Origin of the sequence: Streptomyces sp. CB09001 (assembly GCF_003369795.1) — a bacterium.
Taxonomy (GTDB): Bacteria; Actinomycetota; Actinomycetes; order Streptomycetales; family Streptomycetaceae; genus Streptomyces.
Genome location: NZ_CP026730.1, coordinates 7,748,926 through 7,767,846 on the forward strand (window position 1 = coordinate 7,748,926; position 18,921 = coordinate 7,767,846).

The following is an 18,921-nucleotide window of genomic DNA, read 5'->3' on the forward strand; positions in this document are numbered from 1 at the left end:
CGCCGAGACCGGCAGCTACATCAAGCACCACCTCGGACTCGCCGGCCGCAGCGACCAGCTCTTCACCGACGACGCCGCCACCCTCATCGACACCACATTCCGCGGCTTCCCCCCCGCGCGGTCAACAACCTCTGCCTGCAATCCCTCGTCGTCACCTTCGCCGCCGGCAAGTCCCTCGTCGACGAGAAAGCCGCCCAGTCCACCGTTACCGAAGTCCTCGACTGACATTCCACACCCTCGAAACTCGATGTCGGCGGCGCCGGATACCTTGCATCAGACGATGCACACCACTGGAGGGGACATGCCGTCTCAAGGAACAGTTCTCGCCGCACTCACGGTGGTAATGCCACCACATGACGGGGCCGATGAGCAGGTGGACTGGGATGCGACCCGGCGGGCTTGGGGAGTCGGCTTCCCCTCCGACTACATCGCCTTCATGAGCACATACGGAGCCGGCGGCATCGACGACGCGCTGAGCGTCGTGACCCCCGAAGCGAGCACGCAGCCGGCCGACAGCCCTTACCTCGGGGGCATGGCGGCCGAGACAGCCAACATGCGGCACATGTGGGAGTCCGAAGGAGGACCGGACGAGGTCGATGCCGGACCTGATTCTGTTGTCGCTTGGGGCGTCAGCTGCGGAGCCGACATCCTCGGCTGGCTCACCCTTGACCACGACCCCAACAAGTGGCCCGTTGTCGTCTGGGAACGGCACGGCTGGCCCCACCGGAAAATCTACGACTGCGGAATGGCGGAGTTCCTTCGGCGCCTGTTCACCAAGGGCTTCGAGGAGTGCCCACTCAGCTACGCCTCCCTCTGGGGAGAGCCCTCTCCACACTTCGTCCACTGGCGCGAGGAACGACGACGGTGGGAGTCCGGCGTCGACCCCTACACAGGCGAACCCGACCCGTACTTCGGCATGAAGTTCGACTGATTGCGCCACGGCACCTTGCCGACGGCCGCGACACCTCGCCGACAAACGCCCCGCTGGGACCACCCCAGTGGGGCGATCCTGTTCCCAGTGATCGGCACCTTCAATGCCGGACCCGTCGGCATTTTCAGCGTCGGCCAACAGTTCGCCAGCGGTCCTCCATCCTCCCGAGTGAGGGCCAGGCTTTGCAGCAGGGCAATGCCGAGCATGGTTGGTGAACTCCGTCGCCCTTGAGCTTGTTGTTTAACCCCCGAGCCCGGGATAGCTCGTCCGCGATTGGTCCGGCTGCTGTGCGCACGGGCTCGTCGGGGCGGAAGTGGACAACGGTGCCGGTCGTGCCGTCGTCGGCACACGTGAAGACCGGCTCTCCGGCCGGTGCACCGAAACCCTCCCGTCCCGGCCCCGGCAGGCCACCGGGCTCGAGAAATCGCCGCCCAGCCACCCGGCACGACGTGGGCAGAGTCCTCGCCACCGGCGAGGCGTTCAGCCGTCCCGCCCACCACAAAGTCGGCACGAAACCGCGCCGAACTGGTTAAAAGGCAAGCTCAGGGGGAGGTCCCCTCGGCGAAGACGGACAACGCGACCTGGTACGTCTCGAAGGCGCGGGCCGCTCCTGCGTAGACGGCGAGGTGGATGAAGAGGTCGACGATCTCGTCCTGAGTGACGCCGTTGTTGAGCGCGATGCGCAACTGCCCGCGCAGCGGTTCGAACGCGCCCAGCGTCGCGGCGATGGCGACGGAGACCAGGGACCGGTCGTGCGTCGACAGTGCGGTACGGGTCCATGAGTCCCCGAACGTGTGCACAGTCGCGACCTTGCGGAAGTCGGCTCCGGAGGCCGGTTCGCCGGGACTCATCGGGAGTTCCAGGCGCTGTCCCAGGAGTTCGCTCGCGGTGTCCAGCGCCTGCTCGTAGGCGTCGTCGGTACTCATCTCTGCTCCTTGTCGGTCGGTCGTGCGGGGTGGTGGGCCGGCGGTCCTGGCCGCCACGCGCCGTTCAGGGTTCGGCTGCGGGGGAGGGTGGGTTCCTCACTCGCTGGGGGTTGCTGCTCGCCGCGACGGCTGTTCGTCGCACGAGGCTGCTTTCCACGCTCGCACCGTGCGCAATTGGTCTGCTCGGTGGGTGAAGCGTCCGGGCTGCGGGGCGTGGATCGAATGTCCCGTCCGGACTGCGGGGGCGGGGCTCCCCATGGTCTTCGAGCGGGCCCCTGGGCCATGGGCGGATCGGGGAGCCGTGCGGGACGGGCCCTTCGTTCTCCGGCAGTCCGTCCCGCTGAGGGGGGGCTACCGGGAGCGGGTAATCGACGTGTGCTCGACGTAGCCGGTCGGACCGGCCGTACCGTACTCACGGCCCGAGGCCGCTGGCCTTGTAGCCGCCGAAGCTGATCGGCGATCCGTTCGGCGTGACGGTACCGGCGCGCAGCCGGCGCGGGCGGTGTCCGGGGCGCGGTCGGGATCAGAGGTCCAGGTACCGCCGGACAGGCCGTACTGGGAGTCGTTGGCGATTCGGCGCCTACGACGACGATGACGACGCCGTATGAGGAGCAGGGCCGACGGGGCGGTCGGCCGGCGCGGGCGGCCCGGAGATCCGGTGCTTCGACCGGCCCGCTGCCGCGCCCGCACAGTGCCGTCAGGTGGCGGGGTAGTCCGCGGAACGGCTGACCTCGGCCCACTTGCGGGCCTCGGCCAGACGGCCTTCCTCCGAGCTGATCGCGATCTCCAGGGCGTCGCTGCCGAGCAGCAGCCGGCGAGGGGGCTCCTCGGCGTCCACGGCGCCGATGATCGCGCGGGCCATGCGGTCCGGGTCACCGGGCTCCTTGCCGGCGTAGTCCGCGAACCGGGCCAGCCACAGGCCCACGGTCTCCTGGTAGTCGGGGGTCACGGGACCGGAAGGCTCCGCGGCACCCGCGGCCCAGCCGGTGCGGATGCCGCCCGGCTCGACGATGGTGACCTTGACACCGAACGGTGCCACCTCGTTCGCCAATGCCTCGGAGAACCCCTCGACGGCGAACTTCGCGGTCTGGTAGGCGCTCAGACCCGGCGTACCGCCCACACGTCCGCCGATTGAGGAGATCTGCACGATGTGACCGGACCGCTGGCGGCGCACGACGGGAAGGACCGCCCGGGTCATGTTGACCACGCCGTACAAGTTGGTATCGACCTGCGCGCGGAACTCGTCCTCGGGAAAGTCCTCGATCGAGCCGCTGGTGGCGTAGCCGGCGTTGTTGACGACGACGTCAACCGATCCGAACCGTTCCACCGCCGCGGCCACCACGTCCCGGGACTGGACCGCGGAGGTGACGTCCAGCGCCATCGCCTCCAGCTGGTCCGGGTGCTCGGCCCTCAGGGAAGCCAGCACCTCCGGCTTGCGGGAAGTCACCACGACGTTGTCGCCGGCCCCCAGGGCCGCGAGCACCAGGGCCCTGCCGAGGCCCTGCGAGCCCCCCGTGACCAGCCAGGTTCGTGCCATGACGCGTGCCTCGTTTCGTCACCTGCTTCGCCGCCCCGAACGGGACAGCAACTTCACTGTAGACAAAATCGGCCTGACTGCAACATCGATGATGCAGTAAATTTTAATGTTGCATCTCACGTGATGATGTTACTCAGTTAAGTAAAGCACAGGTGTAGAATGTCGGCATCATGAGAGCTGACGCCGCGCGTAACCTGACTGCCGTCCTCCACGCCGGAGCTCGACTCCTGGCAGAGGACCCAGGCACCCCCATGGCGGCCATCGCCGCCGCCGCCGGAGTGGACCGCACGACCGTCCACCGCCGCTTCGCAAACCGTGAAGCCCTGCTCAGCGCCGTTTTCCAGGCCAAGCTCGACTCCGCCGAACGCGTCCTGGACGAAGCCCGCCTGCTCGAGTCCCCCCTGCCGGTCGCCCTCCACCGCTACCTGGAGGGGATCATCCCCGTCAGCCGCGAATGGCCGGTCGACATGCGCCTGATGATGCAGAAAGACCCCGCCGCCTGGACCCGCCGGGAGGAGCAGAGCGCCCGCCTCGACGCCTTCATCCGCCGCGCACTGGACGAGGGCTACCTACGAGCAGGCGTCGACGCAACCTGGGCACGGACGATCCTGGACGAACTCGTCGACACCGCCGCCCACCGATTCCCCGACCTGGAACCCCCACAGGCCGCCGACCTCGTCGCCGCCACCCTCCTGAACGGCCTCGGCGCGACCTGACACCACCACCCACCGCGGAACGCTGACAAATCCTTCAGCGATCACGAGATGGGCGACTCGCTGACCTGGGGATCTAGTGATCGTTTCAGGATCCGGTGTGTCTGTAAGCCGGGGTTTCCCCGGGGCTTCAGAAGCCGACGTGTCCTCTGAGCTGCAGGACCAGTGATCGACTCGGAAGGGTGTGATCGGCACGGGATTTCGGTCTTGCCGCAGGATCGGACGGACTGGTCAGACGCTCCGAAGGACGAGCCATCAGGGCTGTACGCGGGCGTGGTCGAGACGGCGGTGGACCATCGACAAGGTGGTCAGCAGCTCCAGCAGTTCCTCGTCGCTGACGGGCCGGCTGAGCCGCGGATCGTGTGCTGTGGGGTTGCGGTACATGCTGCTCAGCCCCTTGGTCAGCATCGCGAACCCCTTCTGCTCACCGCTCTCCGTCGGCGTCGAACCGGTATTGACGGCCACCCGCGGTGTACCGGTGGCCCCGGGCATGAGGACGGCGTCGACGAGCTGCGAGCCGTCGAGCTGCTCGCCGGTGAGCTGCCGCAGCCGGTCGAAGACGGACTTGGCGGCCTCCAGACTGGCGTGGAAGGCGTTCTTGGCGAGGATCTCCCGGGTGCAGTAGGCCAGCACCTGAGGGTGCGTATCCCGGCGGCGCAGCTCCGCCCGCAGGGAGTTGGCGTGCCGGGCCGCCTGGTCCAGGGTGCTTGCGGCTGGCCCGCGCGCCACCTTTCCCTCCTCGTTGACCCGCAGGCCGACATGGACCAGGACCTCGTTGAGGTCGTTGCGGCGCCGGGAGAACACCTCGGGCTGCCGTGCATAGCGCACGGGGGCCATCGCCTCGGTGATGAACCTGATCACGCAGTTCGACGCCTGGTCACGCGCCTGCCGCGCCAGCAGGGCGCGGGCCAGCCGCTCCCGCTTGTTTGATCCCTCGGCTTCCGCAACGCCTGTCAGGGCGAGCAGGTGATCGATCTCCCGGCCGATCAGGCCGTCGTTCGTGGCGGCGAGGACATCGGCAACCGCGGTGACGGTGGCGGGGGACCAGAGGGGGTGCTTGGTGGAGGCGCTCATGCCAATGTCCTTCCTGGGCCTGCTCCGTGTACAGGCCAGCCGACCAGGATGACACCAACAGCCGTTGCCCCGTTGGGACTTTTTTCGGCTTCGACGCGGTGAATGCTGGCAGACGGCGCAGCCGCTGGTGGGGCTTGGCAACACGGACTGCGGCGTGGTCGACGGCAGTTCCGCTCTGCCGTGTATCGATACTGGCGCCCGCCCCGGGCGGAGCCCGGACCGACCTGCCAGTGCCGGCGGGCGCCGCTAACCTGATGCCTCCCAGGCGGTGGTGAACAGCGCGCATTCGAGGAGGTCGGGGGCCGCGCCGGACGGCCAACTGTCGCCTGTGGCCAGCTGTCCGGTGGCGGCGTGCATAAAGAAGAGGTAAACCCCGTACCGGTGGGGCGTCCAGTTGCTGTCCGACCACACCCAGGCGGCGACCGAGCCGTCCACGTCGTGGCCGCTCTCGCGGCCGACGGCTGCGGCGATCTGCCGCAGCCGTCTGGCCAGTACGCGGTCGAGGATGAGCGGCCGCGGCCCGCGGTCGGGCGGCACGGCGATTGCGGTGAAGTAGAGGAACTTGGTGAAGAAGGCCGGCCCGAGCCCGGGAACCTGCCCCTGGAGCGCGGCGTACGCCTGTGGTGCACCGTGCTCGCGCAATGCGGTGACCGCGGCGGCCAGCGCCGCGTCGAGGCCGTCGAAGGTCAGGGTCTTGTGGAGGGTTGACGGTCCGCTGCCGCCGGGAGTGCCGCGTTTTCCCTTGCCCCATACATAGGTTGCGACCAGCGCCTCCCGGAACGCCTCCCGCCGCAGCGCGTCGGCGACGGCCGAGGCCACCTCCGCCCGGCTGACCGTAGCGTCACCGCCTGCGGAGGTGGGCGCCAGCGACTTGGGCCACGGAGTGATCTGCGCCCACCGGCCGGGCGTGTACCGGATGATGTGCGCGCCGGGTGTCCCGTCCGCGTAAGCAGCCGCATTCTTCTCCCACCAGCGGCCCAGCGCCCGTACAACCGGACTCGGCAGCAGGCGTGCGGCCATCTCGCGGTCCACCGCGTCCGCGCGGTCCTGGCGGCCCTGCCCGTCCTGTCCGTCTTCTTCGTTCACGAGCCGCTCCCCGCCTGACGTTCCGCCGGGCCCGAGGAGGATGCGGCGGATTCCTTGGGCGCGGACCGCTGCGATACGTCCCCGTCCGGCACGAGCTTGGCCGCTGCCTGCTCCAGTTCCTGCCGGCGAAGCTCGCCGCCCTCGATCAGGTACGTGTCGGGCAAGGGCTGTGCCGGAAGCCCCCAGGTGCCGGCACGGGTCCGAACACCGATGTCCCGGCTGATGACGACCACCTCCGCGGGAGCGACGGCCTGGTGCAGACGCAGCGCCGAGGCCACCAACTCGTCGTCCGGCACGGAAAGACGGGCATGCCCGGGCTCATCGGCCGCGATGAATACGGGGGTCCCGTCGTCCGCGGCCGCTTTCTCGGGCCCCGCTTCCAGCACCGACTCCAGCAGCCGGAACACGCCACGCGCCCGCCTAGAGATCTTCCTGTCCCCGGTCTGGTAGCTCTTGGTGTCGATCTCGTCGACCACGACGTGCGGGACCATGACCGCGGTGCCCTTCCCGAACACCTTTTGCCAGGGGACCTTGTCGAACCGTGTGAAGTGCAGTGTCGTGTTCGTGTCCAGCACCACGTACCGCACGGCACCGGCGCGCCCGTACCGCTCCTGCATGGCACGCACCCGGTTTGCCACGGACCTGAAGTAGTCCTGGAGCTCGGCGAGCTCCACGTACATCATCAGCCGGGCCTCGTCCAACGGTGCGGTGAGGATCGCCCTGTAGCGGCCCGCGCGGAGTTGTCCCGCGATCTCCCGGTCGCTGAACCGCCGGTTGAGCTCCTCGGCGGCCTTCCAGGTCCACTCGTCGTACCGCTTGCGCACGGCCCGCATCGTTTCCGCGGCTTCCGCGCCGGTCCTCATTGTGTGAGGGATCCGGATGGAGACGTCGTTGAGGCTCCCGGCCACGAGATCGTTTTCCAGGAAATTGATTGCGTCGGTGCAGGTCGTTCCGGCTCTCAGCATGCCCTAGTTCTCTCCCCCCGACGGGGCTCGGTGCGCCCCGTCCGGCCCATCCTGCCAGCGTTGATTGCGCCCGGTGCGAGTTCCGTTTTCCGCGCCCCGAAAGCCACGCAGGCCACAGCCACCCGCCCCCAGGCTCGGGCAGAGCTTGGGAAAAGCTGCTCAGCTGCCGGAGGGAAGGCCGCTACCGTCATCCCGGTGACCACACCAGCGACGGACCTTCAGAGCCTGACCAAGCAGTGGCTGCAGGCCCCCGGACCCGACGCGGCGGGCGGCCGTCCAGGCGGACCTTCCTGGGAAGCGCTGACTGCGGCCCTGGCCGAACTCGCGCCTGCCGATCGGCGCCCAGACCTGTACCGCGACGGCACGCTGGACACCACCGCGATCGCCGCAGTGACCGGGCTGGACCACCTCGCCCGGGCAGCAGCAGCCGGGGTCCCAGTGCCGGCTGCTGACCTGGCCGCTGACCTGGCAGACTTCGCCACCTGTGATCAGCCGGTCATCGAGACCTGGATCCTGCTCAACGCCGACCTTCCCGCTGGCACTGACATCACACTAGGCACCTACCGGCTGACCGTGCCCGGCCGCACCACCGCGCAGGCTCTCGTAGCTCTGCCGCGCACAGCCCGCCACCTACCGGCTCCCGCCATCGACCCGGCACTGCTGGCCGGCTCGGCGTTCCTGCGTACGCCCGCTCCCCAAGGTCGCAACTACGGCCGCGGCGCACTGTACTTCCCCGACTTCGATCGCCGACCAGAGCGCCCGCACGCCGACGTCCTGCTCACCTTGCAGATGTGGGACCTGTCCGCCAGCCTCCACCCCGAGGCCTACTACCACGTGGAAGCTGGCCGACACGTGCGCGGCACCTGGGGCGCACCCATGATCGAACCGGCCTTCGACTACCTCGGGCACGAGGTCGGCGAACTCCACCGCCGCCACGGCCCTTACGTTATCCCCGCCCAGCTACCGGCATTCACTCACTTCTGCACCAGCGTCCACACCATGATCATCACTGTGCGTTCACGCACCAGCAGCACCGGCAAGCCCAGCCCGACCGCCATTGCCCTGGACAGCGCCAGCCGCCGGCTGCTGCGTGCCTCGCAACGCACCTTCGGCGGCGACTTCGTCGACGAAGCCGACGCTGAGGACGTCCTGCTGGACTACGTCGTCGCTATGGAATCCCTGCTCGCCTCCGATGGGCGCAGCGACAAACGCCGCACCACCCGGCAACGCGCGGCCGCTCTGCACACCAGCGACCAGACCCGTCTGAACGTCTCAGCCACCGTCGGCCGCGCCTACACCCAGCGCTCCCGCTATGCGCACGGCGAACCCCAACGCCCCTTGTCCGACGCAGACATCACGGCTGTGCGCAACGTCGCCTTCTCCGTCTTCCTGCGATGGTTGAGCACCACCATGAACTGCGGCGAGCAGGTCCTGCAGCAGCTGGACGACTCCTTGCTGTCCGGTCAGGCCCGAAGCGACATCACCACCGCCGTCGACCAGTACCTGGCCGCCCACCCTGCCGCACCCGCGTCCTGAACCCAGGAGGCATGCCTGGTGCGCACGCGCGGACCTGCCGGGCGGGGCGCCGTGGGGGAGTCCGCCCGTGCGGCCGCAGCCCCGTCAGCGTGGTTCGGGAAAGCCAGCAAGGTTCAGTGGAACGGCGGACGGTTCGGCGGTGGGCGCCAGAGATTGCAGCAGCAGCCGGAAGTGCTCGCCGTCGGCGGGCCGCATGCTCAGCTCCATGCCGGCAGCCTCTCCGGCGTCGAGGGCGGCCGCCAGCCGTGCGCCGTCCTCGGTGACGGCTCGGGGGTGGAAGAAGACAACTGGGCCCAGTTCGAGATGCCGTCCGGCGAGGGTGAGGGCTAAACGCTGGCACACGCCGTGCACTGGTTGAGGTCCGTTCTCGAGGACAGCCCGCAGCGTGGGGGAGTCCTGGCCGTCGAGCGTGCAGTGGACCCTGAGCACGAACGGCGAGATGGCGCAGTGCCCCTCGATCAGCAGCCGCGCGACGCGCAGGGCTATCCGCTCGCTCGCGGCAAGGTCGCCGGGAACGAGAAAGTACTGCTCGCAGTGGCGCTGCACGGTCTCCAGGTCCTCGACATACAGGAGCAGCTGCTCGGCCAGGTCCAGCACCGCGGCAGGCTGGGGCGGCAGGTCGCCGCCTCCGACGTCGTGCCCGTCGGCGCGGACCTGGAACCGGCCGCCGACCGCGAAGCGCCGGTGCATCTTCAGTACAGGTGCGGCGGCGGCCGGCTCAAGGCGGTGCAGGTCGTAGGCGTAGCGCAGTGAGGCAGGCTCACCAGCCGTGTCGGGAATCATCAACTGCAGCCTGTCGCCGGGCAGTTCGACATCGACGGAGCGGCCGATGCTGCCGCGCCCCAGATGGCTCAGCGTGGCCGGGTAGGAGGCGGTGACCTGCTGATCGCTGTCGAGGAAGATGACCTCCGCGTCCCGGGCCACGGGCGGTACGGTCTGGGCCGGACGCCACCGCACCTCCACCTCGCCGTGGGCACCGGACAGCCAGTCGGGCCCGGTGAGGGTCAGACTGTCCACCGCCGAGGGCGGCAGCACCACTTCCTCCGGCCGCCCGAATCCCAGGCTGGCCCGGACGGCGTCGGCGAGCTCCGGGCCAGATCCCCGGCCCCGGCCAGGGTGATCTCGATTGGGGAGACCTCGTGGGCGCGGGGTGCTTGCCCCGCAAGACGTGCATCACCGCATCCGCCTGCCAGGCGAAGTCCACCGTCCAGTGGTCGTCCAGGCCGTCGACCTGCCGGCCCAGCGCCTGCACCTGGGCGCCGACGTCGGCGAGACCGCCCATCAGCAGCGCCCGCTCCTGGTTGTAGACCTTCGCGGCCTTGAACAGCTGGCCGCGGGTGAACGACGCCTCCAGATCCGCGTGCACCGCCAGCCGCTCGTCCAGCTCCGCCCGGTCCATCACCTGCACCCGCACCGTGCGCCCGGAAGGCAGAGCATGCACGTACACCCGCTCGGCCGCGGTCAGCGTGCAGGGCACCACCAGAATCCATTCGAACGGGGCGTGGCGCATCGCCCGCTCGAACGACGCCTTGATCGCCGTGCGGCGGCCCTTAAACGACGCGGTCGGGAAACCGTCCGGGTAGTACTTCAGCTGAAGATCCGCACCTGCGGCCCGCTTGTGACCGTGATGTCGATGCCGTCGTCCCCGCCGCGTCCGTTGACCGTCTCCACCGTCGCCGTGGCGTCGTACATGCGGTGCACCAGGGCCTCGACGATCCGGCCGAATCGGGGCTGCCCGATGCGCTCCCACTCAACAGCCACAGCCGCCCCCTGCTGCGCGGATCTCACACGCATCATCGTCCCACCCGGCACTGACAACGCCAGAACGCAGGACAGCGGTTCGGCCGACCCTTCGCCTTGAGGCGAGCGGGTGCCGCCCGCGCCTACCTGAGACAGACGGTGGCAGACCGACGACACATCGAGGCTCCGGTTTTGGACGACGACTCGCAAGGTCATCCGTTCACAACGGGAGCCTCGATCTGTACGTAGCGGTCCTCACCGACATCGTCACCACCCCGTGACCAGCACCTTCATCCACCCTGCCAGGACTTTGGAACAGCCCTGGCCCGGCAGCGCAGCCGGGCACGCCCGTTCCAGGGAGAATCTGGCGGCTCTGGTCAGCCGTTATCACCGTGCAGCGCACTCAGGTCGCTGGTCTCACAGGAAATCGAAGGCGGTTTCGCTCCTGTCCTCGGGGGCGACGGGCCCGGTCCAAAAACGATGAGGCAGGGGTTTCCTGGTCTTCTGGTTGGCTTCCCACCTCTTCTTCTCCATGGCCTGGAGATCATCTGCCTTTGCCGCGCGCAGGCCCGATTCGATGACAAAGTGCCGCGCCCAGTCGTAGTCGTCGGATGTTACCTCCTCCAGGGCCCTTCCGAAGTGGTAGCGCTTGTCGCCGTTTCTGTAGGTGCGGACCTGGGGGGTCAGGATGTGGAAGCGGGCCATGCTCGCGTAGTCGATGCCGAGACTGATGGCCAACAGAGTGTCCTGGGTGATTACCATGAAGTTGTCGAGCTTCTCCAGTCGCCTGAGACCAGGGTCCCGATACTCCCCGCGAGGCTCATCGAAAGGGGAGGGTCTCTCGCCGAAGTTGAAGGCTGACTGTCTGGTTGGCTCTTCGCCGCTCTGGTAGTTGGTCAGCAGTGCCTGGAATGCCAGGCTGAGGCCGGCCATGGCCTGGACGTAGTCGCCGATGTCGGCATGCGTTTGTGTGTCGCGCAGCAGTTGCTTGACCTCGTGCTGAGTCAGCAGGTCGACCATGTCGACGGTGTCGAGCTCGACACCGAAGATCTTGGGGGTGACCGTGGTGAAGAAATCGACAACGGTCTCGCGGGCCTGTTCGATCTGGTGCGCGGAGGGGAAAGTTCCGTTGTGCTTGAGAGCGACGCGGGCGTCGTTGAGGCGCCTCATCTGATCCTTCTTGGGAAGTTCATAGACTGGTTTGATCGCTTCCCAATAGCTGAGGAACTCCGCGTTCTTCTTCAAGTCCACGCCCAAATGCTGCGCGGCGAGGCCGATGAAGTTCTCCACCGCGTCGTGGAAGGACGTGATGGCCCGGGAGCGCAGTGGCGAGGGTTGCCCACTCTGCTCGACCCCCTCGCGGTACAGGTACCGGACGTACGCGAGCCGCTGAACTGTCAGCGGATCAAGCGGCTGTGCCATTACAACTCCAGGGGATCGTCATGTGCTTGAGAGTGTGACGGCGTGCGGAGCCCTGCTGCACCTATATTTCTGTCCGATCCGTGCAGCCCAATCGCCCAACCGCAGTTGCAGGCGCACATTTGCCCACCGCGATGGTCTACGGGGGAATGTCACCTGGGCATCGTCGTCTGAGTGTCAGGCGTCTCAGTCCAAGGCGTCGAACAGCAACTGCTGAGCGGGGCTGGAGGAAGCAGGAGGCTGCCCTACCGGCCTCGGCCAGCGCGTGACGGCACGCGTCCCGCAGGGCGAGCATCTCGTGCCGTGCACCGTGCACCAGCCGTAGCCGAACATCTGACAGCCCAGCCGCCAGTACCCCCCGCCGTTCCAAGAGCAGAGACTCCGAAGACGGTGGGCATTGCTGGGCGGTGGCGTCTTTACGAGGCTTCTGCCTGCAGCGGCCAACTCAGGGTGGCAAGCCCCGTCGGACCGCCGATGTGCACGTACTGCGTGCGGCCGGGGGTGCGGACGATGTTGGTGACCGGTGCCGCGGTGAGCAGGGAATGCACGAGACGCCCGGTGAGGGGCTCCCACGGCCGCATGCCGTTGCCGGCTGCCAGCAGACAGGTTCCCGGGACGTGGGGGAGCGGGGTCATGACGGCGGTTTACGGGGGTGTCTATCCGGCTGATCGGACTCCGGTCTCGAGGGTCCCAGATCACGATCTCGTGGGGCGTGGCGACGGCCACCGCGACACGGCCATCGGGCGACCGACGACAAGCTCGACGTCCTGGAGCGCGGGGCCACAGCCGTGGGCGTCGTTCACGGCCTCATCAGCGGAAACCACCTCCAAGACCTGGTCCGCGGCCGATCAGTGGACCACGCCTCTCTCCAACTCGCCGACCTGGTCGCGGGCGCAGGCCGGGCGGTTGCACGATGGCACGACGGCCAGAACGATCCTGCCGGACATGACCTTCACCCGCTGGTGGCGCCGCTGGATGATCCCGACGGTCTGCTGACGGACGAGGATCCTGAGGACTTCGCGAGGGCCGACACTATCTGTATGAAGCGCCGCTGACGCCAGCGCTGCTGTCGCCCCAAGAACGTCGAGAGCTGGTGCCACGAAGTCGTGCCCGCTCGCGTCCCGTGCCCGGCTCCGGCCGCTGCTCGGCTGAAGGGGCGACCCGCCGGACTGCAGTGCCGTGGTCCGCGGTACGGCGCTGCCGCCTGTTTCGCCGATGATCATGTGTCCGCGTCAGACCTTTCTAGGCCGCCGCCGCGCCGAAGCCCTCCATCGCCAGTCTCCGGCAGACTGCCGGGCCGCCATACGACGCGCGGCGGTCACGCGCACCCCGATGTCATAATCGAGACGCATGTTTAAATTGGGATAGGAGGGACTCGTGCCACCCTACGAGCTTGCCAACCGCCTGGTGATCGGGATCGCCTCCAGCGCCCTCTTCGACCTCGCAGAGTCGGACACTGTCTTCCGTGAGCAGGGAGAAGAGTCCTACCGGGCGTACCAGGAAGAACACCTGGAGGACACTCTGAGCACGGGGGTTGCCTTCCCTTTCATCCGCCGTCTGCTGTCTCTAAACGATCTGAGTTCACCCGACGATCCCCTGGTAGAGGTCATCGTCTTGTCGCGCAACGACCCCGACACCGGGCTGCGGGTCATGCGGTCCATCGAGGCGCACGGCCTGGCGATCAGCCGGGCTATTTTCATGCAGGGGCGCTCGCCCTACCGCTTCATACCGGCCCTGAACATGTCTTTGTTCCTATCCGCGAACGAAACTGATGTCCGCGAGGCGGTCGCCCTGGGTTTGCCTGCGGGACGCGTGCTCGGTCCCGTAGCAGCCGATGACACCGGCGACCAGGATCTGCGGATCGCCTTTGACTTTGACGGAGTCCTCGCCGACGACTCCTCGGAGCAGGTCTTCCAAGCCGATGGCATCGAAGGCTTCCGTTCCCACGAGAGCGTGAACGCTGCGACGCCGCACGATCCGGGCCCGCTGCGAGACTTCCTCGCCAACGTCAACCGGCTCCAGCGGCGCGAAGAAGAGCAACGGACCACAGACCCGGACTACAAGATCCGCGTTCACGTCTCACTTGTCACCGCTCGCAACGCACCTGCCCACGAACGCGCGGTGCGCAGCCTGAAGGGATGGGGCGTGACCGTCAACGACGCCTTCTTCCTCGGTGGCATAGACAAGAGCAAGATCATGCAAGTGCTCAAGCCCCATATCTTCTTCGACGATCAGGTTAGCCACTTGGCCGGAACCTCCCGAAGCACCCCCAGCGTGCACGTTCCCTTCGGCAAAATGAACGAATGAGATCCGGAGGGAGGGACCTTTCCCGCGACGCTTCGGCCACCGCTACGGGCTGCAGGACGCAGTGAAGGATCTCTTGGCCAGGGTCTTGGCATAGGTGCATGCGCCAGCGAGGGGAGAGGCTGCTGCTCGCCGGCGCATACGGCTGCCGACAGCCCAGGCTGAGCGATCACGCAGTCTGGCCCGCTCATCCCGGTCTCTGGTCGGACGGGGCGTCGGCTTCCAACGAGGCATCCAGGACGCAGACATGGGTGGTGATGCCTTGCTTTGCCAGATCGGCTGCTTGCTGATGGAGGTCTTGCCGGAGCCGGTCCAGGTTACGGCGGGCTGACTGCGCGCGTCGGCTGTCGCCGGTGTCCCAGGCGCTGCCGACGAAGTAGACAGCCACATACACGCCCGTCGTCCCTTCCGGGCCCTGCAGGTAGCGCAGGCCGAGCTGGTCCCGGATGGCGGTGACCACCTGTCTGTGCCAACTGCACTTCACCTCGCCAGGCACGGACAGCGCCTGGTCACCGGTGGTGTGGGCGACGGCCAGCAGGTCGGGTATGTCGCCATCGGTTTTCGCCAGGCGCGGGTTGATCTCGACCTCCCGCAAGACGGCCGCCCTCTCCCGCAGCCGACGCTCCAGCTCACGGGCCAGCCAGGTCGACACCTCGCGCTCTTCCGCGGGCACATAGCTGATCCAGTCGTTGTCCCGGCGCTGGCGATGCCAGAGCTGGGCGCGCAGCGCCCGGTCGGCACGCAGGTCGTCAGCGATGTCCCCCAGCGCTTCGGCGATCACGGCAGCGAGCTGTTCCCGGGAGCCGATGATCCGGCGGGAGGGTGAGGTGAGGACCTCGCGTATCTCCTGGACAGTGGGTGGCCGCCACGCCTGAGCTCGCGCGGTGTCCCGCATCTGCGCCGCGTCCGCCTGCAGCCACACGCTTCCGGTCTGTGAGGCGAGGTCGTCCAGGATGGCGGCGTTGTCCAGGGAGGGCTGCGCGATGAGCGGGCCCACAACGGTGGAGGCGAATTCGTCGACAGGGCTGCTGCGTACGATGCGACCGGGAGCCACCTGCTGCCGAGGAAGTGCCCGGCGCGCCCACAGGTACAGCCGTCCGCGCTGCGACGGGGTCAGAGCGGACCAGGCGTGGTACGCGCTCCTGTGGGCCTGGTCGATGATGTCCCGCGCGAGCTGGACGTCGTCCTCGAAAATCTTGATCAGGCTGTTGAACACGGACGTCGTCATCGGGCATGCGGCCAGGCAGGCACCTGATGCCACTGCGGTGTCCCGGTCCGCGGAGGCATCCGTGTCGTTGTCCGCGCAGGCGGCAACGCTGCGGTGCAGCAGACCGAGGGCCGTCTCGGCCGTCTCTGCGGGCAGCGCTGCGGCGGCGATGTCGAGAAGCGCGGCCAGGGCTTGGCCCGAGGGGTGCCGCCCCTCGTTGAGGCGGTCCAATGCCTGAGCACTGAGCTGCGGCAGTCGCATATGCCTTTGCTGGAAGGCGACGGCAGCCACGTCCGAGGTCATCGTCTGCGCGAGAAACGCGATCGTGGCGCCCTCGTCGTACGCGGCGGCCCGCTTAAGCGCCGAAGACAGCAGTATGTAGCCGCCCGGCACCTCCCACAGCCCCGGCAGCCACTGCAGCCAGTGCGCGGCCGGCACACGGTCGAGCAGGGTGCGATCGCAGGCCTCGATCACCTGGCAGGCGTCGGTGATGAGGTCGGCTCTGACCTCGTCCGTGGCGTCCGGGCCGGTACACAAAAACGACAGGGCCCGCTCGGCGACGGCATGTTGCTGGGCTTCGGTCAGGGCCGGCCAGGCGGGTACAGGCCGTGGTCCGCCCGAAACGGCCACATCACGGTGCAAGGCTCGCATCAATGCGGCGAACTCCGTCTCGCCCAGGGCATCTTCGGCGCTCCAGTGCCGACTGTCGCCTCGTCCGGGCACCTGCCGCTGATGGGCGCGTTCGGCGCGCGTGGTGGGAGCGAAGCGCGCGGCCAGAGCCTCCCACCGTGGGGTGGCTGCCTCGGCCGCAGCAACGACTCGGGCTGCGTCCTGTTCATCGACGGCGTCCGCCAGCACATCCAGGGCGAAGAACGCCGGTGCGCTGCTGACGTGCTCCGCCCTGACTTGTCGCAGGTCCTCCAGCCACCACTCGACATCCTCGACGCGCAGCATGCCCACGTCCCGCATCCGCGCCGCGACCGCGTACCCGTTCCCCGCCTGATGCACCAGATCCTTCACCAGCTGCTGGCGGCGCTCCGGCTTCAGCGCGGTGATCTCCTCGGCACTGACCCCCTGCAGCGAGCGATTCGCGGCCCACTGCGCATCCAGCAGCCTTGCGCCCGCACGCCACGCACTGCTGCCGACCGGAGAAGACTGGACGGCTACCCAGGCGGGGCGGCCGAGCATCCGCCGCACCGCAGGATTCGCATGAGCACCCGAGGAGAGGGGTGCCGCCCATGCGTCAAGATCTTCGATGCTGCACCGGCTCGCCCACACCACCCCAGCCCATCTCCTCGCGGCCGTCGGGCACTGCCTGACCCGCACCTCCGGAGCCGCGCCGTGCTGAACCCGACCGACGAACAGGCTGCCGCGGCCGACGCCTTCCACGCCGGCGAACACCTGGCCCTGCAAGCCGGCGCGGGCACCGGCAAGACCACCACCCTGACCCAGCTCGCCCACGCCACCCAGCGCCGCGGCCGCTACCTCGCCTACAACCGGGCCATCGCCCAGGACGCCACCAGGCGCTTCCCCAAAAGCGTCTTGTGCAAGACCGCCCACGCCCTGGCCTACGCCGTCGTCGGGCACCGCTACGCCAGCCGCCTGGGCGCCCCCCGCCGCCCCGCCTGGCAGACCGGCCAAGCGCTCGGCATCACCAAAGCCATCCGCGTCGGAGAACGCGACCTGTCCCAAAAGACCCTCTCCTATGTCACCCTGCGCACCGTGGCCCGCTTCTGCCACACCGCCGACGCGACGATCACCCGCCACCACATCCCCCAGCTGCGCGGCCTGGAAGAGCCCGGCCTGCACGCGCAACTCGCCGCGCACCTCGTCCCGTTCGCCCGCAAGGCATGGCTGGACCTGCAGCACCCCGACGACGGCGCCGTCCGCTTCGACCACGACCACTACCTCAAGCTCTGGGCCCTCACCCAGCCGAAGGTCGACGCCGACTTCCTGCTCCTCGACGAGGCCCAGGACACCAACCCCGTCGTCGAGAAGATCTTCCTTGCCCAATGCGACCACGCCCAGCTGGTCATGGTCGGCGACTCCGCTCAGGCCATCTACCACTGGCGCGGCGCCAAAGACGTCATGGCCGGCTTCGACGGCACCCAGCTTGCCCTTTCCCGGTCCTTCCGCTTCGGCCCCCGCCTCGCCGAGGAAGCCAACCGCTGGCTGTACCTGGCCGACGCCCCCATCCGTCTCACCGGCGCCGACACCGTGCCCACCGAACTCGGCCCCGTCACCCGGCCTGACGCGGTCCTGTGCCGTACCAACGTCGGCGCCATGGCCCAGGTCATGGAGCTGCTGTCCGACGGACACCGGGTCGCGCTGGCCGGGGGAGGAGACAGCCTGCGTGCTCTGGCCGTGGCAGCCCGCGACCTCAAAGAAGGACGCCGCACCACCCACCCCGAACTGGTTCTGTTCACCACCTGGGGCGATCTGCAGGACTACGCCGCCTACGACCCCGCCGGCCGCGATCTGCAACCCCTGGTCGACCTGGTCGACACCCATGGCGCGTACGCCATCCTGGCCGCCGTGGCCCATCCCGCGCCCGAAGACCAGGCCGAGGTGACCGTCTCCACCGCGCACAAGGCCAAAGGCCGGGAATGGGCGCAGGTGAAGATCGCCGACGACTTCACCCCACCCTCCGACGGGCCGCCGCACGACACGGGGCAGGGAACCGTCCGCCGGATCGACGACAAGGAGGCCTGCTTGGCCTACGTAGCCGTCACCCGTACCCGGCACCGCCTCGACATCGGCGGCCTGTCCTGGATCAACGAGCATCCGCAAGAAGCATCGGCCGGTCCTCAGCCACCGCGGTGATGCCCAGGGCGGGTTCCGGGCCTTTGGAGCCTCCGCCGGGAAGATGCACGGGAGCAGCGTTACGGATTGCAAGGGACGGGCGGCTGCCTCTGTCGATGACGGCGCAGGCGAGAAGCCCTCAATGGCAGCCCGCTGTCCACAGACAGCCCCCGGCAGGCTTCTTGAGCTATGGACATCAGCTCGCCGGGCATCGCCCGGAACAACAAGAAGACGCCGCGCTGCGAACGCCACGACACCCTCCTCCAGGCCGAGGAGCTCAGCGAGTTCGCGGCCGGCCACCAGGCGCAGATGGCGTTCCTCCTGGCCAACTACGCCGGCAACGCCTCCCTGGTCGCCGCGCTCTTGGGCACTGGAGTGCGTACAGTGCGCCGCCACTGCCGTGGGTGGCCGCCACCGCCCGGGCTCCGGCAGCGCCGGGCCCTGCACCGCCGTGTCGTGGACCTCGTGTGCCCGCGGTGCCTGTCCGATCGTGCGGTGGAACAGGCGCGCCAGGCGAATCGGGAAGCCCGGCGCGCGGCCCGACGGCTTCCGCGTGATCCCGGCGGCATGGATCGCTGACACACCGGGTGCCCGAGAACCTTCAGCTCCCTCAGAACGCTGAAAGCTTTTCTACATTGACGATAGTGAAAAGCTGATGCAGATGCGGACGTTGCATGGATT

At 68.3% G+C, this 18,921-nt stretch carries 17 protein-coding genes and 1 pseudogene; 7 read left to right on the forward strand and 11 right to left on the reverse strand.

Annotated elements, in window-relative coordinates:
• Positions 1-15 precede the first annotated feature (15 nt).
• Positions 16-228 carry a hypothetical protein gene (locus C4J65_RS35785; RefSeq protein WP_115746195.1) on the reverse strand — a complete coding sequence of 71 codons (213 nt, stop codon included), beginning with the start codon at positions 226-228 and terminating at the stop codon, positions 16-18.
• 52 nt (positions 229-280) lie between these two features.
• Here C4J65_RS35785 and C4J65_RS35790 point away from each other — a divergent pair, with 52 nt between their 5' ends.
• Complete coding sequence (locus C4J65_RS35790) at positions 281-931, forward strand: SMI1/KNR4 family protein (protein ID WP_240330605.1); 651 nt, start codon at positions 281-283, stop codon at positions 929-931.
• A gap of 365 nt (positions 932-1,296) precedes the next feature.
• Positions 1,297-1,464: pseudogene (locus C4J65_RS37275) on the forward strand (transposase); the annotation flags it as partial.
• Positions 1,465-1,473: 9 nt separating this feature from the next.
• Here C4J65_RS37275 and C4J65_RS35800 read toward each other — a convergent pair.
• Together C4J65_RS35800 and C4J65_RS35810 are read right to left on the reverse strand one after the other, a co-directional pair.
• On the reverse strand, positions 1,474-1,857 hold the full coding sequence (locus C4J65_RS35800) for a carboxymuconolactone decarboxylase family protein (RefSeq protein ID WP_115746197.1): 384 nt from the start codon (positions 1,855-1,857) through the stop codon (positions 1,474-1,476).
• A gap of 697 nt (positions 1,858-2,554) precedes the next feature.
• Positions 2,555-3,394: an oxidoreductase gene (locus tag C4J65_RS35810; RefSeq protein ID WP_115746198.1), complete on the reverse strand. Its 840-nt coding sequence runs from the start codon at positions 3,392-3,394 to the stop codon at positions 2,555-2,557.
• A gap of 170 nt (positions 3,395-3,564) precedes the next feature.
• Here C4J65_RS35810 and C4J65_RS35815 point away from each other — a divergent pair, with 170 nt between their 5' ends.
• Positions 3,565-4,110 carry a TetR family transcriptional regulator gene (locus C4J65_RS35815; protein ID WP_115746199.1) on the forward strand — a complete coding sequence of 182 codons (546 nt, stop codon included), beginning with the start codon at positions 3,565-3,567 and terminating at the stop codon, positions 4,108-4,110.
• A 252-nt stretch (positions 4,111-4,362) separates the two neighbouring features.
• Here C4J65_RS35815 and C4J65_RS35820 read toward each other — a convergent pair whose 3' ends face one another.
• The 3 genes from C4J65_RS35820 to C4J65_RS35830 all read right to left on the reverse strand — a co-directional run bounded on the left by C4J65_RS35820 (position 4,363) and on the right by C4J65_RS35830 (position 7,130).
• Positions 4,363-5,181 (reverse strand): TIGR02391 family protein, encoded by an 819-nt coding sequence (locus tag C4J65_RS35820; RefSeq protein WP_115746200.1) that lies wholly within the window; start codon positions 5,179-5,181, stop codon positions 4,363-4,365.
• Between the two features lie 246 nt (positions 5,182-5,427).
• The gene (locus C4J65_RS35825) at positions 5,428-6,267 is read right to left on the reverse strand and encodes a hypothetical protein (protein WP_115746201.1); all 840 of its coding nucleotides are present in this window, start codon (positions 6,265-6,267) and stop codon (positions 5,428-5,430) included.
• Positions 6,264-7,130 carry a PIN domain-containing protein gene (locus tag C4J65_RS35830; protein ID WP_162833515.1) on the reverse strand — a complete coding sequence of 289 codons (867 nt, stop codon included), beginning with the start codon at positions 7,128-7,130 and terminating at the stop codon, positions 6,264-6,266. Before C4J65_RS35830 ends, C4J65_RS35825 begins: the two co-directional genes overlap by 4 nt.
• A 297-nt stretch (positions 7,131-7,427) precedes the next feature.
• Between C4J65_RS35830 and C4J65_RS35835 the strand changes: the two genes are divergently transcribed.
• Complete coding sequence (locus C4J65_RS35835; protein ID WP_115746203.1) at positions 7,428-8,768, forward strand: HEPN domain-containing protein; 1,341 nt, start codon at positions 7,428-7,430, stop codon at positions 8,766-8,768.
• Between the two features lie 84 nt (positions 8,769-8,852).
• On the opposite strand, the gene C4J65_RS35840 is transcribed toward C4J65_RS35835, so the two are convergent.
• From C4J65_RS35840 to C4J65_RS35855, 4 genes are all read right to left on the reverse strand, one after another.
• The gene (locus tag C4J65_RS35840) at positions 8,853-9,803 is read right to left on the reverse strand and encodes a hypothetical protein (protein WP_162833516.1); all 951 of its coding nucleotides are present in this window, start codon (positions 9,801-9,803) and stop codon (positions 8,853-8,855) included.
• 552 nt (positions 9,804-10,355) lie between these two features.
• Positions 10,356-10,529 (reverse strand): hypothetical protein, encoded by a 174-nt coding sequence (locus C4J65_RS35845; RefSeq protein WP_162833517.1) that lies wholly within the window; start codon positions 10,527-10,529, stop codon positions 10,356-10,358.
• Between the two features lie 396 nt (positions 10,530-10,925).
• Positions 10,926-11,930 (reverse strand): hypothetical protein, encoded by a 1,005-nt coding sequence (locus C4J65_RS35850; RefSeq protein WP_115746206.1) that lies wholly within the window; start codon positions 11,928-11,930, stop codon positions 10,926-10,928.
• A 413-nt stretch (positions 11,931-12,343) separates the two neighbouring features.
• On the reverse strand, positions 12,344-12,562 hold the full coding sequence (locus tag C4J65_RS35855; protein WP_115746207.1) for a hypothetical protein: 219 nt from the start codon (positions 12,560-12,562) through the stop codon (positions 12,344-12,346).
• 742 nt (positions 12,563-13,304) lie between these two features.
• On the opposite strand from C4J65_RS35855, the gene C4J65_RS35865 reads away from it, so the two are divergent.
• Positions 13,305-14,234, forward strand: coding sequence for a 5'-nucleotidase (locus tag C4J65_RS35865; protein WP_115746209.1), 930 nt, complete (start codon positions 13,305-13,307; stop codon positions 14,232-14,234).
• Positions 14,235-14,418: 184 nt separating this feature from the next.
• Here C4J65_RS35865 and C4J65_RS35870 read toward each other — a convergent pair whose 3' ends face one another.
• Positions 14,419-16,626, reverse strand: coding sequence for a hypothetical protein (locus tag C4J65_RS35870; RefSeq protein WP_115746210.1), 2,208 nt, complete (start codon positions 16,624-16,626; stop codon positions 14,419-14,421).
• Positions 16,627-16,782: 156 nt separating this feature from the next.
• On the opposite strand from C4J65_RS35870, the gene C4J65_RS35875 reads away from it, so the two are divergent.
• Both C4J65_RS35875 and C4J65_RS35880 read left to right on the forward strand, forming a co-directional pair.
• Positions 16,783-18,261 (forward strand): UvrD-helicase domain-containing protein, encoded by a 1,479-nt coding sequence (locus C4J65_RS35875; protein ID WP_115746801.1) that lies wholly within the window; start codon positions 16,783-16,785, stop codon positions 18,259-18,261.
• A 168-nt stretch (positions 18,262-18,429) separates the two neighbouring features.
• Positions 18,430-18,819 carry a hypothetical protein gene (locus C4J65_RS35880; protein WP_115746211.1) on the forward strand — a complete coding sequence of 130 codons (390 nt, stop codon included), beginning with the start codon at positions 18,430-18,432 and terminating at the stop codon, positions 18,817-18,819.
• Positions 18,820-18,921: the final 102 nt, after the last annotated feature.